Source organism: Microcoleus sp. PH2017_28_MFU_U_A (assembly GCF_020738035.1).
GTDB lineage: Bacteria > Cyanobacteriota > Cyanobacteriia > Cyanobacteriales > Microcoleaceae > Microcoleus.
The window spans coordinates 1-15,237 of sequence record NZ_JAEQCX010000038.1 but is presented as its reverse complement, the minus strand read 5'-3'; the positions used below and the strand labels follow the sequence as shown (position 1 = coordinate 15,237).

The 15,237-nt window shown below is 43.8% G+C and carries 15 protein-coding genes; 8 read left to right on the top strand and 7 right to left on the bottom strand.

Annotated features, from left to right (window positions below; all coding sequences use genetic code 11):
• Positions 1-26: 26 nt before the first annotated feature.
• Positions 27-1,037: a protein kinase domain-containing protein gene (locus JGK14_RS07850; RefSeq protein WP_293324422.1), complete on the bottom strand. Its 1,011-nt coding sequence runs from the start codon at positions 1,035-1,037 to the stop codon at positions 27-29.
• Between the two features lie 202 nt (positions 1,038-1,239).
• Entirely contained in the window at positions 1,240-1,842 is a 603-nt protein-coding gene (locus tag JGK14_RS34005; RefSeq protein WP_442921438.1) for a hypothetical protein, read from the bottom strand.
• A gap of 157 nt (positions 1,843-1,999) precedes the next feature.
• On the opposite strand from JGK14_RS34005, the gene JGK14_RS07840 reads away from it, so the two are divergent.
• Positions 2,000-2,266: a type II toxin-antitoxin system HicB family antitoxin gene (locus JGK14_RS07840; RefSeq protein ID WP_325314926.1), complete on the top strand. Its 267-nt coding sequence runs from the start codon at positions 2,000-2,002 to the stop codon at positions 2,264-2,266.
• Positions 2,263-2,490, top strand: coding sequence for a type II toxin-antitoxin system HicA family toxin (locus tag JGK14_RS07835; RefSeq protein ID WP_293206556.1), 228 nt, complete (start codon positions 2,263-2,265; stop codon positions 2,488-2,490). Before JGK14_RS07840 ends, JGK14_RS07835 begins: the two co-directional genes overlap by 4 nt.
• 170 nt (positions 2,491-2,660) lie before the next feature.
• Here the strand turns inward: JGK14_RS07835 and JGK14_RS07830 are convergent, their stop codons facing one another.
• Positions 2,661-3,863: a ferrochelatase gene (locus JGK14_RS07830; protein WP_293317979.1), complete on the bottom strand. Its 1,203-nt coding sequence runs from the start codon at positions 3,861-3,863 to the stop codon at positions 2,661-2,663.
• Positions 3,864-4,344: 481 nt separating this feature from the next.
• Between JGK14_RS07830 and JGK14_RS07825 the strand changes: the two genes are divergently transcribed.
• From JGK14_RS07825 to JGK14_RS07805, 5 genes are all read left to right on the top strand, one after another.
• Positions 4,345-4,932, top strand: a complete 588-nt coding sequence (locus JGK14_RS07825) for a hypothetical protein (protein ID WP_293324421.1) — start codon at positions 4,345-4,347, stop codon at positions 4,930-4,932.
• Positions 4,925-5,653, top strand: a complete 729-nt coding sequence (locus JGK14_RS07820; RefSeq protein ID WP_293324420.1) for a DUF3120 domain-containing protein — start codon at positions 4,925-4,927, stop codon at positions 5,651-5,653. The genes JGK14_RS07825 and JGK14_RS07820 overlap by 8 nt, the downstream gene beginning before the upstream one ends.
• 186 nt (positions 5,654-5,839) lie before the next feature.
• The gene (locus JGK14_RS07815) at positions 5,840-6,688 is read left to right on the top strand and encodes an alpha/beta fold hydrolase (RefSeq protein ID WP_293179348.1); all 849 of its coding nucleotides are present in this window, start codon (positions 5,840-5,842) and stop codon (positions 6,686-6,688) included.
• 108 nt (positions 6,689-6,796) lie between these two features.
• Positions 6,797-7,774: a pentapeptide repeat-containing protein gene (locus JGK14_RS07810; protein WP_293179345.1), complete on the top strand. Its 978-nt coding sequence runs from the start codon at positions 6,797-6,799 to the stop codon at positions 7,772-7,774.
• Between the two features lie 373 nt (positions 7,775-8,147).
• Positions 8,148-8,312, top strand: coding sequence for a hypothetical protein (locus JGK14_RS07805; RefSeq protein ID WP_293203258.1), 165 nt, complete (start codon positions 8,148-8,150; stop codon positions 8,310-8,312).
• 122 nt (positions 8,313-8,434) lie between these two features.
• On the opposite strand, the gene panD is transcribed toward JGK14_RS07805, so the two are convergent.
• The 3 genes from panD to ggt form a co-directional block, all read right to left on the bottom strand.
• Positions 8,435-8,878, bottom strand: a complete 444-nt coding sequence (gene panD, locus JGK14_RS07800; RefSeq protein ID WP_293324417.1) for an aspartate 1-decarboxylase — start codon at positions 8,876-8,878, stop codon at positions 8,435-8,437.
• Positions 8,879-9,707: 829 nt separating this feature from the next.
• On the bottom strand, positions 9,708-10,637 hold the full coding sequence (locus JGK14_RS07795) for a choice-of-anchor L family PEP-CTERM protein (protein WP_293206563.1): 930 nt from the start codon (positions 10,635-10,637) through the stop codon (positions 9,708-9,710).
• 434 nt (positions 10,638-11,071) lie between these two features.
• Entirely contained in the window at positions 11,072-12,799 is a 1,728-nt protein-coding gene (gene ggt / locus JGK14_RS07790) for a gamma-glutamyltransferase (RefSeq protein WP_293206566.1), read from the bottom strand.
• Between the two features lie 731 nt (positions 12,800-13,530).
• Here ggt and JGK14_RS07785 point away from each other — a divergent pair.
• A complete protein-coding gene (locus JGK14_RS07785) occupies positions 13,531-14,679 on the top strand; it encodes a glycosyltransferase family 2 protein (RefSeq protein WP_293179334.1) in 1,149 nt (382 codons plus the stop codon).
• A 93-nt stretch (positions 14,680-14,772) separates the two neighbouring features.
• Here the strand turns inward: JGK14_RS07785 and JGK14_RS07780 are convergent, their stop codons facing one another.
• Positions 14,773-14,967, bottom strand: a complete 195-nt coding sequence (locus JGK14_RS07780; RefSeq protein WP_293179331.1) for a hypothetical protein — start codon at positions 14,965-14,967, stop codon at positions 14,773-14,775.
• Between the last annotated feature and the right edge of the window lie 270 nt (positions 14,968-15,237).

The window sequence follows — 15,237 nt, the reverse complement described above, 5'->3', positions numbered from 1 at the left end:
TTCAAAAAATAGATAGTTATACAAGATTACCAAACAATCCTGTCTTCACCATCTCGGCTAATTTTTCGTTCTGCTGGTCTGACTTCTGAGGAGAGGAAACCACTTTGCATAGCAAAATAGTATTCTTGAAACACACCTCGCCATTCTTCTATAGAAGCCCGCTTCGATTTGTCATTAACACCCTGTTTCAGAGTGTTAATAAAAAGGTTTTTGACTTTAAATGATAGATGACTCCAAACAATAAACCAAGGCCCTGGTGGTATGCCACCTTCCTCCCCTGGTGGAAAGCCTCCTCTTCCATATGGGAAATTGCCCCCGCGCAAATTTTCTACTGGATTTCCACCGCCTACTTGGCTGTAAGGATGTAGTCCCAACATCAAACATTGGAACATTAAAATGGCTAACGAAAATAAGTCGCTTTCAAGTGTTCTAATAATTTTGTCAAAAGCTTCACCATGATGTTCTACAGGTGTCATCTCTGGTCTACCTACAGGGCAAGTATAGATTTGAGAAGTCCTAGCATTTTTGACTTGATAGCTGTCTGTATCAATCAGATAAACTTTAAACGTAGAAGGGTCTGCAAGAAAATTACCTAAGTTAATGTCCCCAAGGTAAATTTCTTTTTTGTGCAAACTTTCAACTGTATCTAAAAGATGCAACAATATTTGCACAATACCTTTCCTATCTATGTTTGGAAAGTATTTTAAATAGAGCATGGTATGAGCTAGTTTACTCAGTGGTATCCCTCCGGCTTTTTTCATGGCATAGCCTATCCACTGGTCATTGCTATCAAAAATCTCTATCTGGGGCCAGGTTACGTAAGGACTCTTAATCAGGTCTTCTAGAACTCGAATTTGAACAAAAACTTTTTCTCTTAGTTCATGTCTTCTTTGTTGTAATTTCTCCTGATTAAAGATTTTGACTACAATGTTTGGATTTTCTGCCAGTGCATATACATCCCCTTGTCCACCACTACCGATTTGTTCGCCTAGTCTGCGTGGTTGCCTTTGCTCATCATAGATTATGAGATTGTTCATGCTACCTCATGCTTTACACTTTATGGCTTTACACATACTTGCGCGTAAGTTCAGGATGGTATAAAAATAATTCCATGAATGCACACTAAGATTTTTAGGGTCAGTGGAGTAATGGACGAAAATAGAAAGAAACCGGGTTTTTACTTAATCTGTCGTCTTCAACGCAGTATTGTCGCAAAAAACCCGGTTTCTGAGATCCTAATTAATGACTGTGCCCGTGCCCTTCATGAGAATGCGTGTGCTCGCGGTTCGCCACAGCCAAACTCGGATTCACCCCGATCGCACTTTCACTCAACAACGCTTCAATTTGAGGATTTGCCCACTCTGCCGCCATTTTTTCGTCATATTGCTGCCATTTACCTCTAGGAAAACTCCCAACAGCAAAATCAAAAAATCTATGTTCCATAGAGAATATGCCACCGCGTTCATACATTATGATTAGAGGTTCGTAGGGTTCAGGTAAAGTAAATTCACTAACTTTTTGTAAATTTTTCACCCGCTCCCAATGGAGGAACCACTCGCAGGTTTTTTCAATCATACCCGCCACATAAAACGGTGTCTCTGTGAAATGAGTCTTAAGCACTTTCATCTTAGTATCATCGGCACATTCTAAAGGGCAGATATGAGCAGCCACATCAAAAAACGGCCATTCATCTGTACAATCTAAAGCTTTTGCCCACAGTGCCGCACGTCTCAAGTATTCTCGCAAAAGGGCAATATGAGAGTTAACGCGACTATCGTCAGGTTCCCATTTAATTGCTAAAATTCGCTCTAGTGCAGTATAGGTAATTGTTTTTGCAGTCATATTCTTTCTCTAATAGCTTCAAGCAACTCATCAAGATTCGAGAGGTTGTCAGCAAGCATCAGTCCTTCCGCTGACTTACCTATTATGGTGCGTCGCTGTGAGATGTTCGATCGCATTTGAAGATATCTAATGGCGACGCACCCTACAGCTATTTGCTATGATAGTGCGATCGCCCCAAATCATCTATAATAGAAAAGTCAGCGCTCGTGACACCGAAATTATGAACATCAAAGTCGTATTAGAACCCAGTGAAGAAGGTGGATATACCGTCTATGTTCCCTCACTGTCAGGCTGCATCAGTGAAGGGGAAACGATTGACGAAGCATTGGCAAATATCCAAGAAGCGATCGAACTTTATTTGGAGCCGATGGCAGATGAATTGAGCATTTCCGAAGGTGCAATTGTGAGAGAATTGGTGGTATGAGCAAAGTTCCCAATCTTCCTTATACTCAGATTATTGCTGCACTACAGCGCGATGGATGGGTATTTGTCCGCCAACGGGGTAGCCACATTCGACTGCAAAAAGCTATGCCAGATGAAGTATTGAAATTGACTGTCCCAGCTCATCGCTCAGTTAAGCGTTCTACTCTAGCTCACATTTTAAAACAGGCTCGTATAGACCTCGATAAGTTTTTGGATTTATTATAAGTAAACTGAATAAGCTATCGCCATATTTTCGTAAAATTAATTAAAAAGCGATCGCCCTTTTAACCTAAATTAATCTCGATTTACCCACTCCCACAAAGAAACCGGGTTTTTACTTAATCTGTCGTCTTCAACGCAGTATTATCCCAAAAACCCGGTTTCTAAAATCCTAATTAATGATTGTGCCCGTGCCCACCATGATTGTGTCCATGATCGCCGTGAGAATGCCCATGATCCCCATGATTATGCCCATGATCGCTATGAGAATGTACGTGATCGCGGACAACCAAATTCGGATTCACCGCCACAGCCATCTCACTAAACAAGGCTTCAATTTGAGGATTTGCCCACTCTGCCGCCATTTTCAGGAACTCAGGATGGTCGTTAACACAAGGCAATTTGCGGTAAGTAACTCCTTGACGTTGCTTCTGTAAACCCTCAATAATGTGGTCTACATCTAACAAAGTTTCGTGGTTTTCTGTCGCAAATCCGATCGGCATAAACACGATCGCAGTTGCACCCAAATCAATCAAATTCTTCGCAGCCAACGTCGCATCCGGCTGAGTCCATTCAATCAGCGGCGTGTCATGATTCAGCCAGCCCACCGAAATCAAAGGATAACGATACATCAAACGTTCCCGCACGCGATCGTACAAAGCTTGACTTTCCACAATCCCCGAAGTGAAGCCCTTCGCCTTGTGCGGACAACCGTGATTCATCAGCACAATCCCAATCTGAGAAGGCAAATGTGCTACAGCTAAATCGTTTTTAATTTCCTCTTCAACCAAATCCGCCATTAGCTGGATGTAAGCTGGTTCATCGTAAAAAGAAGGAATATAACGCTGTCCTGTTACCCAATGTTCTTTACCATCAAAGGTTTGTGCTAAAGCATTGTTTACCTGTTCCACAGCAATCCCGCTAGTGAAAACAGAATCCACAACCAACAGCGGATAAATCAGAATTTTGTCAAAGCCTTCTGCTTTAATTTGCGGGATTACTTGTTCCGGCAAAAACGGCGCGCAAAAGTTAAAAGCTTTGAATACTTTTACTTTATCGCCCCATTTCTCCTGCAAATTCTGTTCAATCCCCGCCCGTTGTTGTTCAAAAATTGCATTGTGGGGCGACACGAATTTACCGTGTTGGTGACTCCACTCGTGCAAGTCAAAAATTGCCAAAATCTTCGCCAGTGGCGGATAAATCCAATTTGGTACTGGCGCAAACTTTGCCGTCAGTAAGTTTAAAGCTTGTTCGTTGTAATTCGCAAAATCGTCGTAGCTTTCGACTTCGCCGTAACCCATCAGCAAGACGGCTACGCGATCGCTGTTTGCCGGTGCGGCAGATGTTTTGAATTCAATTTTTTCTGGAGAAGCAACCACTTTGTATTCCTCAATTTTATTTATTCTAAGAGATCCAGACAGGATGAAGAGTGGATCTGAGATTTTTGATTGTTGGCGATCGCACGAGTTGCGCGCGCTGGGCTGATTCCCGGTTTCTGCACCGATAATTCCGGGCTAAACCTCTGATTTATCCTAGAAACCGGGTTGATGAGTGTCAGTCGTGAATCGGTTTTTTGGTTCCGACCCGAAACTCGTAGGGTGACTAGAACTAGAATCAGACTTTATTCAGCCTGACAGGGAATGGGGTTAGGGGGGATAAGTTTTATGTTTTCTTAAGACTCTTTCGCCTTGCCTCGGATTCCGCAGGTTTGCAGCGTTCCCAGCGTTTATTTTGGGGGGATATTCTTCAAACTTTGCGCTATCATGAGTTTAACATCCTATCCCCCCGTATGGCATATAATTAGTTATGGTGTACAATAAAGTAAAGTTATGTTAAGCTCTTGATTAATTTTATTGAAGCATGATGAGACTGGTAATTTGCCCCGGAATCCACGACCCAAAACTCACTGATTGTTTCCTAGAGGGACTTTCGGGAGTTTGGGGAAACGTAGAACCTCGGCAAAATATCCAAAGATCTTACTCTGTTAAGATTTTCCCAGCTCATAAACAGCCACCTTTTTCAGCCCTTGACATATTCCACTTTTTGTGCAGTCAAGAGTTGACAGGAGAAAGTCTAGTATTCGTTAGTTTTTCGGCTGGGGTAGTCGGGGCGATCGGGGCGGCGTGGATGTGGCAGCAAATGGGTGGCAAAGTCGCGGCATTCATTGCTTTAGATGGTTGGGGAGTACCCCTGGGGGGCAATTTCCCGATTCACCGGATCAGCCACGATAGCTTTACACACTGGAGTTCAGCTATTCTCGGTGGCGGTGAAGACAGTTTTTATGCCGATCGCCCGGTTGAACATTTAGATTTGTGGCGATCGCCCCAAACAGCCCAAGGTTGGCAAATCAGTCAAACAGCCGATCGCATCGAGACGACGAAACCAGCCACCGCAGCAACATTTTTAGTTCACTTATTGAAACAGTACGGAGTCCAATCAGTTGTTTAACTTTAATTTATTATCATCGGCGATCGCATCTACTGCTACCTTCACCGGCCTAGAAAGTCCTGTATCTTCTTCAGATAGAAGCAAGAGCATTCAGCAGTGGTTGGTATTTGGCGCATCAGCATTTTTAGTCTCAATTCCAGTTTTTGTGCAAGCGCCTTTAGTGCGTTTGTATCCCACCATCAGTTTGCTATCAACTATCCCCTGGTTCGTACTTAGTTTAATCTTAATTTTCCGCCCAAAAACTCAACTTTGGGGAGACTTATTATTAGGATTTGCCGGATGTTGGCTGGCTGGTTCTATTTATTGGGGCTGGTTTAGATGGGAACCAATTTTGCACTTACCGATAGAAGCAATTGGTTTGCCATTTGCGATTTGGTGTTTGGGTAAATCTTGGGGGAAAGTTGGCGCATATTTTTATTTAGGTTCGTTATTAGGAACCGCTATTACCGACATATATTTTTACTTGACAGGTTTGATGCCTTACTGGAGACAAGTGATGCACGCGGAACCGGAATTGGCTATGCCGATTTTCCAAAGTGCGATCGGGCAAATTGACACTCCTTGGGGTATTGGTTGGGCTTTGGTTTTAATTGCCGTACTTTTAACTGTGGGTTTGTTGAGTTTGCGCGATCGTGCTTTGCACTGGCGCGCCTTCAGCGGAGCAGTTTTTAGTACGCTGTTAGTAGATGGTTTATTCTGGTTGGCCGCTTCGGCAGCTTAAGCTTTATGGTTGGTTTCTATGTGTATGATTTTTGACCGCAGATGTGGGCGGATTGACGCAGATTAACGCAGATTTTTGGATAAATGTAGTTTTGAGATTCCTGACTTCTTTAAGAAGTCGGGAATTTGGGTATTTAGTGAACAATTATGAGTTAGAATCTAAAATCTAAAATCTAAAATCAATATCATGTCTTTCATTTCAGTTCGCGGTGTAGAACATTATTACGAGTGGATAACAGCAGACAATAGCGCCCAACCCAGCGGCAAACCAGTTATGGTATTTCTCCACGGCTGGGCTGGCTCAGCCCGCTACTGGGAAAGCACTGCACAGGCGATCGCCAATGACTTTGATTGTTTGCTGTACGATATGAGAGGTTTTGGCCGATCGCCCTTACCGCCATCACCTCCTGAGTCCAGTTACGAGCTCGAAACCTACGCCCGCGACTTAGCCGAATTATTAGAAGCTCTGAATTTAAGCCGCGTCTTTCTCAACGCTCACTCTACAGGAGCATCTATTGCTACTTTATTTCTCAACCTTTACCCCGAAAAAGTAGAAAAAGCCATTCTCACTTGCAGCGGCATTTTTGAATACGATGAGAAAGCCTTCACAACTTTTCATAAATTCGGCGGCTATGTAGTCAAATTTCGCCCGTCTTGGCTGGCTGCTATTCCGTTTGCCGATCGCATCTTTATGGCTCGGTTTTTGCGCCAATCTCTCCCCACAGCCGTCAGTTTAGCATTTCTCAAGGATTTCTTAATGGCAGACGAGGAAGCTGCGATCGGTACAATGGTGACAGCAGTTAGCAAAAGAGCAGCCGAGGAAATGCCCCAGGAATTTGCACGGTTGAGTGTGCCCACACTGCTGGTAGCTGGAGAATTCGATCAAATTATCCCCGCCGCCATGGGAGAACAAGCAGCCTCCCTCAGCAAAAAAGTAGAATTTGTTATAATTCCCAATACAGCTCACTTTCCAATGCTGGAGGATGCCGCAACATATTTGCAGCTAATCCGAGACTTTTTGCCAGCAGCAGCTTAGCTGAGTTATAGTTCATCCAATGTACGATCGGACAAACAAGCTTTTATAGCCGTTTTTGCTCCGATCTTAATTTTTAATTCCTAATTTCTTAAAGCGAAAGGTGGTAATATGAACGACCTCGATCAATACTATAGAGTGCTGGGACTATTACCGGGAGCTTCCCGAGAAGAAATTACTCAAGCTTACAAGGATTTAGCGTTCATTTGGCACCCCGATCGCATCCCTAAAGATAATCCTAGACTACTCCAGAAAGCTGAAGAAAAGATTAAGGAAATTAATCAAGCTCGGGAACAATTGCGATCGATTCAGCCAAGAGGTCAAAATCAGAACACTCAGCATAAAAATACTCAGCACAAACACACCCAGCAGCAAAACACCCAGCAACAAAACACCCAGTACAGAAATACTCAGTATCAAAACACCCAGCAACAAAACACCCAGTACAGAAATACTCAGTATCAAAACACCCAACAACAAAACACCCAACAACAAAATACCCAGCCACAAAACACTCAGTACAGAAACACCCAGCCACCACCAGCAACGCCAAAAGAGCCACGCTACTCTTCCGAACCCTATTCAGGAAAACCTGCTGGTAATTATGCGGGAAATTATGGTGGAAACTATGCTCCAAATCCGACGGGGCCTTATTCCGATGCCTCCCGCTACCAATCGCCACAGCCGCAGCCATCTCAATCTTACCGACAAGCTGCGCCGCAAGCTCCCGATTTGAGCGGTTCCAACTTCAAAGGAGCTTCCTTAAAAGAAAAGGATTTTTCAGGGAGAAACTTGAGCAATGCAAACCTGAGTGAAGCCGACTTAAGCGATACTTTTCTCCACAACATCAACCTCACAGGTGCGAATTTACAAAAAGCTAACTTGTTTAGGGCTAACCTGTTAGGAGCTTGTTTGATTAATGCCAACCTGAGAGAAACCAATTTAATCGGAGCGGATTTGAGCGGTGCAGACTTGAGCGGTGCGGATTTGACGGGTGCTAAAATCGGTTATGGCGATCGCGTCATGGTAAAACTCACAGGAGCTAGATTAACAGGTACAATCTTGCCCGACGGTACCGTACACAGTTAAAGGATTGAGTTTTTCCTCAATTCTGAAGCCAAAAATCTAGTTTCGGCAAATTGTTACTCCCAACTTAGATAGTGTCACCTAAAACAACCCCCATAAAATCGGTTCGTAGTGAGGACTTTAGTCCTCTTCAAATTGAGAGGACTAAAGTCCTCACTACGAACCTATAGCGGTTAAGTTATGTCAAATTATAAGCTGTTCCACATTTAACTTGCACACTTTAGTATTACCTTTATGTTTGAATCTTATCCCGATTTCTTCATCTGCTGCTTGCTCGCAGACAGGTAATACCAACCGATAAAACTCATTAAAGGAAATGGGTTCAAAACTTGAAAGAACAGCATTTCATTGTTTCGATCCAAAAATTTCATAGCTGATGCCAAAAATCCTCTTCGGGACTTACCAGAAAGAATTGGTTGAAAGCCCGCCCGCCTTCGAGAGAGAAATTAAAATCAGACTATTCATTACTCCAATCCTCGGACTTATAGGTAGAGGTCGCTCTCAAACTGTCAACTGTCAACTGTCAACTGTCAACTGTTGAAGCCCTCCGATGGAACAAACCGCGTTTTTTCACACAAATATTCGCTGGGAGTCTTTAATATCGGTAACAAACCCGGTTTCTGGGTTCCCATGCGTAAGTCCTACTTTTTTTGTGATAAAACGTTAGGAATTCGTGGTTGGTGGTAATTCGGTTGTCTCAGATTGAAACAAAAGTTTGCCCTCGCAGGGAACTAAAGTCTGGTAGAAAAACTTTTTACAACGATTGTGTTCATCGGCAATTACTACTCGCGCCTCGTGCCCGGTGCGAAATACCTCAGCGCGATCGCATTCTTCATAGGCAGCAATAATTACAAAATCTCCAGGATCGCACAAATGAGATGCTGCACCGTTGAGACAAATGATACCACTTCCCGGCTGTCCTGGCAACACATAGGTTGACAAGCGGTTCCCATTGCTAACATTCCAAATTTCCACCTCCTGTAAAGGCAGAATTCCCACCTTATCGATCAATTCATTGTCAATGGTGACGCTGCCTACATAATTAACATTTGCATCGGTTACGCGCACTCCATGTAGCTTAGCGTGCATCAGTCTAATTCTAGCCATTGTTTTTTTCCTGTACTGTATATGTCAGTCGATTTTGTATTTTATATTTTAGATTTACTTGCAGCATTAAATCTGGGAGCTTGAACTTGAGTCTCGAATCTAAAATTGAAGAATTTCTACTGTCATATAACCAATAGCAAACAATTCTCTCTAAGAGTAGCTTACTCCATCCTTTCCTTCACAGCACTACCTGGAATACTTCCATGTCATTGTCAAATTCTTGGATTTTCAGACGCTTGAGGGAAGTACCTGCTGGGAATTCTCTCTCAATTGTAACTGTTTTGATTGGGGTTAGTTGTTGCCATGCTGAATTAATAATATCTATAGCCCAATACGGTTAACTTAAGAGATGATATCGTTTCCGGTTGCATCGGAATTATTAACGGAAATTAGGAGACGGCAGTGCCGTGTCCCTACGATTAATCACGGTAGGGACACGGCACTGCCGTCTCCTCTATATCATAAGGAGTGCAACCGGAAATGATATGACAAGAGGGAAAACTCATGAAAAATAGATACTGGGTTGGCGCGTGCCTGCCCGTTGGCGAAGCTGCCCTGAAAGGGCTAGGGCTTATGCTTCGTTCCTCTCTTCGGACCATCTTAAGTGAACCGTATTGATCTATAGCCGGCAGCGAATTTTCCATTCCCAAAATCTCCCCCAAGAGATGTACAGCAAGTTGGATCTGACTTTTCACCTTTTTAGGCTTTTGGGGGAGGCTTTTCTCACAATTATTATCTCAAAACTTGGGAAATTGATTGGGTTTGCAAACTAATAATTTTACATACTTAACCATCTTGATTTTTTTTGATTGAACGCTTCCGTGATTGATTATTTCCGGCGACGCAACTTTCGTCCAGCAGCCAGCATAGCACCTCCCGCCATCAAACCTCCGACCGTCATCGGTTCTGGAACTGGCTCAGCTTCTACCGTCTCCACAGAACTGTCTTTAATCAATACAGCCACCGATTTGGGAATTGTATCAGCTTTGATCGTTCCCACAGAACCGCCTTTAATAAATACAGCCGAATCAAAATTACCGTCGCCCACATCTTTCATGCGGATGCTGAGAACATTTGTCTGATTTTGCTTGAGCAAACCCTCAAACCCTAAAACTTTAGTAAAACCGTCTAGCTTAATGATGTTAGCAGCAATACCCATCAAACTTGGGTTGTTAATATAGTCTGAGTGATCTGTAGAGCGATTATTTGGATCGGGAACGAGATTATTAATCGTAACTGTTTTCCCGTCGCTCAATTTTGCCAAATTACGACCATTCAGCAACAGTTCAAAATCGTCATTGTATTCAGAACCGCCGAACTCAGGAAACTCCTCTGAACCAAATACATACTCAAAGAACAATTTTTCAGCAGTGTCGTCAGCAAAAAATCTGAGGTCTAGCTGAGTTAAATCCCCAGCTTCGCCCTTTACTCCAAAGTCGGTGTTTAGATCGCTGCCGTTGGTCATTAGGTTATCTTTCCGATTCTGGCCCGGTATATTGGTGACTTTGCCAGTGCTGAGAACAACGCCTGACTGCAAACCAAAAGGGTCATTAATAAAAGTACCAAAGGCAGCCTGATTTCCGGTAATTAAAACAGAGAAATCACTCAATCCTGCTATGTTATTTCCTAACAAATTATTTTTCAAAATCTCAGTGTTATTAGTTGCCCCTACCGAAAATGCCATTACTGGTGATGCCAAAAAGCTCAGAGCAGCAGTCAAGGTAGCTGTTAAGGCAGCAATTTTGTGATAACTTATCATATATTTTTGTTTAAAAGACTAAGATTGTTTAATGTCTAAATTCATTTTTACATTAGATAAGCATCAATGTCTAGTGCCTTTACAATGACTTTACATCTACGTAATTTTACGGCTTGGATGGTTAATATTTTGGGTATTTCTTAGCAATTATTCAATCAATAAACTTCAGGATAAAATACTAATACCAAAATATACGTACACAGACTAATAATTTGAGGAAGTAGGCACAGGATACCCAAGAAACCTGGTTTTTATGAGGTTTACGATCGCCCTTGACAAAAGATTTTGCTAAAATAAAAAACCGGGGTTTTTGGGTAAATCCGCAATTGATATCGAGTGGGGTCGATCGACTCCACCTGATATCAAAACAAATGACTGATGACAAATGACTGATGAGAAAGTTCGCGAGCGGGGACAGCACTAATCACCGATCGCTAAAACCCCCTTGCTTCTCCTTCCCCGCGCGGATCGGCAGCCCCTTCCAACCAACCGTCATCAGTCAGGACGATCGCATTTGCATTTCCCCAGCCGTCACGTTCGACAATCTGGTGTCCCCGCCTGCGTAACTCCTCAAGCGTCCCAGCCTCAAAACCTCCGCGTTCCACCATCAGGCGATCCGGCTGCCACTGATGGTGCACCCGGGGAGCAGACACAGCCTCGCCCACATTCATGTCGTAAACCAACAGGTTGAGGACAATTTGCAAAACCGTGGTAATAATCGTGCTGCCTCCAGGAGCCCCCGCAGCAAGGCGAAATTGGCCATTTTCCGTCACGATAACCGGTGTCATGCTGGATAAAGGAGTTTTAAGAGGGGCGATCGCATTTGCCTCACCGCCCACCAAACCAAACAAATTCGGCACTCCCGGCGCAGCAGCAAAATCATCCATCTCATTGTTGAGCAAAATTCCCGTACCCGCCGCCACAACCCCAGCCCCAAAACCTCCATTCACCGTAAACGTCAAACTAACAACATTGCGCTCTTTGTCAACTACCGTCAGGTGCGTAGTTTCCGGCGACTCGTACACAAAGCGGCTCAAAGTTTGAGCATCAACAGCTTTTACTTCGCTCGAAGGTTTGGCTTTGGAAATTTCGATTTGCGATCGGCGAAATTTCCCATAATTTCTGTTAGTCAGAGCTTTGACAGGTACGCTGACAAAATCTGGATCGCCCAAATATTCGGCCCTGTCAGCATAGGCAATCCTCATCGATTCCGCCAGCAAATGTAGCGCATCCGGGCTTTTCCTTCCCAAACTCTTGAGATCGGTATCGCCTAGAATATTGAGGATTTGCAACAAATGAACGCCACCGGAAGAGGGAGGCGACATCGCGCAAATTTCGTAAGTGCGAAACTTGCCACAAACCGGATTGCGCCAAATCGGCGTATAGTTTTTCAGGTCTTCGAGAGTGATAATGCCACCATTTTTAGCCATGTCGGTGGCGATCGCCCGCGCAATATCTCCGCGATAAAAACTTTGGGGATTTTGTGCAATTTGTCGCAATGTCCGCGCCAAATCTCGCTGCACCAAAACCTCCCCCGGTTGGTATAAAACGTCACTACGAGTGAAAATATCCCGTGCCGCCCGATTCTTGTTAATCGCATCCTTTCGTTGCAGAGTAGCCTTTGTGAAGCGGGAACTTACTGGAAAACCCTTTTGGGCAAGGGCGATCGCCGGAGCCACCACCTGCGCCCAAGGTAACTTACCATACTCGCGGTGCACCGTATAAAGTCCAGCCACAGTACCCGGAATGCCCGCCGCCAAATGCCCGTCCAGACTTGCCCGCTTGCGTACCTTACCTTGCTTGTCCAGGTACATATCGCGCGTTGCTCGTTTGGGCGATCGTTCCCGGAAATCCAGCGCTTGCACAGTCCCCGTTTCGGCCCGTCGCAGCAGCAAAAAACCTCCGCCGCCGATACCCGCCGAAAAAGGCTCCACCACCGAAATCGCCAAAGCCGTAGCAGCCGCCGCATCCACCGCATTGCCTCCCTGTTGCAGCACGCTCAGCCCCGCGGCGCTCGCCAGGGGGTGAGCCGAAACTGCCATGACCTGTTTGCTGCGCTGCTGCTGCAAGTTTGGCTGTAGCTGCTGGTGGCACCCACCTAACAGTATTACCGTGATGAAACAAGTATAAATACGCACTTTATTGCTTAACTTTGAAAACATTTCTCCCCGCTTTGTCAGTAGATATTACCGTGATGAAACAAGTATAGATACGCACTTTATTGCTTAACTTTGAAAACATTTCCCCCCGCTCTCTTAGGAGATATTACAGTGACAATTAAATGACATCATCCTAAAGACATAGATTTAATTTCACTTCAGCGAAGAATCATTAACAGCCACAAGTTTACTCAAACTCAAATATGTTCAGTAGGGTAATTGTTAAATACACTACATGGTAATTTAAATGATCAGAAATATTAAGCATTATCAAAAAAACTTATAGCCAAAAGTGTTGCAGCCGAGTGGGAAGAGTGCTACTATGGCTACATTAATTATTAATTTTTTATTAACAAATATTCTGAGCAAAATTTTGGGTTATTTTAAGGCTCAAAGTCCTATCTACTTCAACAGTTGACAGTTGACAGTTGACCGCTTGACAGTTGACAGTTTGAGAGCGACCTCTACCCTTAAGTCAGAGGATTGGAGTAATGAATAGTCTGATTTTAATTTCTCCCGATCGGGGTTACGGCTTTCAACCAATTCTTTCTGGTAATAGGCTGGATCTTTTTTAAAAGTCAGGCCGTAGACCCAACTTTAAAAAAAAGCGCAATCCTTGAACTTAAAAAAACAAAAAGTTTTAGTGAGCAGTTTACCAAACTGTCCGGAGTGTTAGTTAATCGGAATCTATTGAAGCAAACAATCATCTCAAATAAACATCTCCATCAAGCTTTATGAACGCAAACAACATCGGCGCATTCATCCCCGGATTTAATCTCAAAAACATCAAGAATAGAGATATGGGAGGTGCAATCGATAACAAGTTAAACACAGGAAAACTCAAAACTGCGTCGCCCACTATTCTCGCACCCAGGATTGTCAGAAAAGCAGCATCACTTGCCATTAGCACAAATTTTTCCCGCGAAAAAGTTAGCATCATCATGCCGGCATTCAACGCCAAAGACACTATAGGCGAAGCGATCGCCTCCGCACTCCAGGGGACTCACCGGAATATAGAAATCCTAGTGATTGATGACGGTTCCACCGACGGCACCGACAAAATAGTTACTGACATGGCGGGGCAAGATCCGCGAATTAAGTATTACAAAAATCCGAAAAACCTAGGAGCTTACAAATCTAGAAATTTAATGCTCGAAGCAGCAACCGGAAAATTTATCGCATTTTTAGACAGTGACGACACCTGGGAACCAAACAAACTAGAAGAATGTTTGAATCTCCTCAAAAAACACCCAGAAGTTAAATCAGTCGGTCACGCCCTCCGCTATCTCAACAAGGAAGGCGAGAAAGTCAGCTACATTCCCACGTATCCCACAAATCGGGAAGAATTGCAGGATGTTCAAGAAAACGGCGCGCTTCCTTGGGTTTTTCCTACAGCTTTAGTAGTAGAACGAGAAGCTATCCTAGAAATCGGAGGATTTTTAGACGACTGGAAAGTAGGTGCAGATACCGAACTGATGGCCAGACTAGCTCAAAAGCACGGGATGCTAAGCACAAAGATGCCCTTAGGAAACTACCGAGTTTTGGGCAATTCGTTAACCGATAAATATTGGTTTAACAAGCGTCTAGCGATAGACTGCGTTAAAGAAAACCAGCAACGCAGAATTCGCGGTCAATCAGAGTTAACCTTGAGCCAATACCAAGAAATCTTTTTCCAAAATCTGTCGCCGTTAAAAAAACTCAATAAGTTAAGAGAGATTGTGGCAACTCGCTTCATGAGAAAAGCCGGAGAAAGCTGGTTAAATCGTGAGATTTTGCCTACTCTAATTTACGGAATTGCCACAACAGTGCTGAACCCTCAAGCCACTGTACACAAAATTCAGTGGATGAAATATCAGAAGCGATTAAATCAAGAATTTGACTAATTAGCTATTGGGCTGCTACATATAGCCTACCGAACTCTGCCACTTTCTAGCAGTAGCTGAACAGTTAACTGGACTCAGCTAGAGATTCGACTTCTAGGGTAGATAATAGCCGCCTGTTTGTTGACAACTCGACTGGTGGACAATCTCTGCATCAGTCGAGTTGTTAATAAAAATTGGTTCTTTGCATAGGCCCTCTAAAATGCGATCGCCCTGACAAAAGCCCTCAAAGGATTGAACAGAGGGGAATTCGCCAAAAAAATTAGCTGTCAAATCGGCTGCGATACCCATATTGAGGGTTTTCCCCCCGCTAGGCTGATCCCACTCAGGCTTCCAGCCTGTTATATTGGCTATAGGTAAATAAGCGCAGTACGGCTGTATAAATCAACAGCCTAGCTACTAAGTAGCGGAAAACACGGCTAAAATCCAAATTTTCCCACTATTCCCTAGCCAACTCTGTTTCTGCTACACAAAACTTAGCTAAACTTTCTCAAGTCTCACTATTCAATCAAGATTGCTCTTGAAGGGTCTGCTTCCTGCTTCACCCAAGGGAGTCGGCTC

Bases quoted from the DNA above. Each gene is read 5' to 3' on its own strand.
- JGK14_RS07840 (WP_325314926.1), top strand. From the start codon at position 2,000: ATGATAGTGCGATCGCCCCAAATCATCTATAATAGAAAAGTCAGCGCT.
- JGK14_RS07780 (WP_293179331.1), bottom strand. From the start codon at position 14,967: ATGGGTATCGCAGCCGATTTGACAGCTAATTTTTTTGGCGAATTCCCC.
- JGK14_RS07850 (WP_293324422.1), bottom strand. From the start codon at position 1,037: ATGAACAATCTCATAATCTATGATGAGCAAAGGCAACCACGCAGACTA.
- JGK14_RS07835 (WP_293206556.1), top strand. From the start codon at position 2,263: ATGAGCAAAGTTCCCAATCTTCCTTATACTCAGATTATTGCTGCACTA.
- JGK14_RS34005 (WP_442921438.1), bottom strand. From the start codon at position 1,842: ATGACTGCAAAAACAATTACCTATACTGCACTAGAGCGAATTTTAGCA.
- JGK14_RS07795 (WP_293206563.1), bottom strand. From the start codon at position 10,637: ATGATAAGTTATCACAAAATTGCTGCCTTAACAGCTACCTTGACTGCT.
- JGK14_RS07825 (WP_293324421.1), top strand. From the start codon at position 4,345: ATGATGAGACTGGTAATTTGCCCCGGAATCCACGACCCAAAACTCACT.
- ggt (WP_293206566.1), bottom strand. From the start codon at position 12,799: ATGTTTTCAAAGTTAAGCAATAAAGTGCGTATTTATACTTGTTTCATC.
- JGK14_RS07805 (WP_293203258.1), top strand. From the start codon at position 8,148: ATGCCAAAAATCCTCTTCGGGACTTACCAGAAAGAATTGGTTGAAAGC.
- panD (WP_293324417.1), bottom strand. From the start codon at position 8,878: ATGGCTAGAATTAGACTGATGCACGCTAAGCTACATGGAGTGCGCGTA.
- JGK14_RS07785 (WP_293179334.1), top strand. From the start codon at position 13,531: ATGAACGCAAACAACATCGGCGCATTCATCCCCGGATTTAATCTCAAA.
- JGK14_RS07815 (WP_293179348.1), top strand. From the start codon at position 5,840: ATGTCTTTCATTTCAGTTCGCGGTGTAGAACATTATTACGAGTGGATA.
- JGK14_RS07810 (WP_293179345.1), top strand. From the start codon at position 6,797: ATGAACGACCTCGATCAATACTATAGAGTGCTGGGACTATTACCGGGA.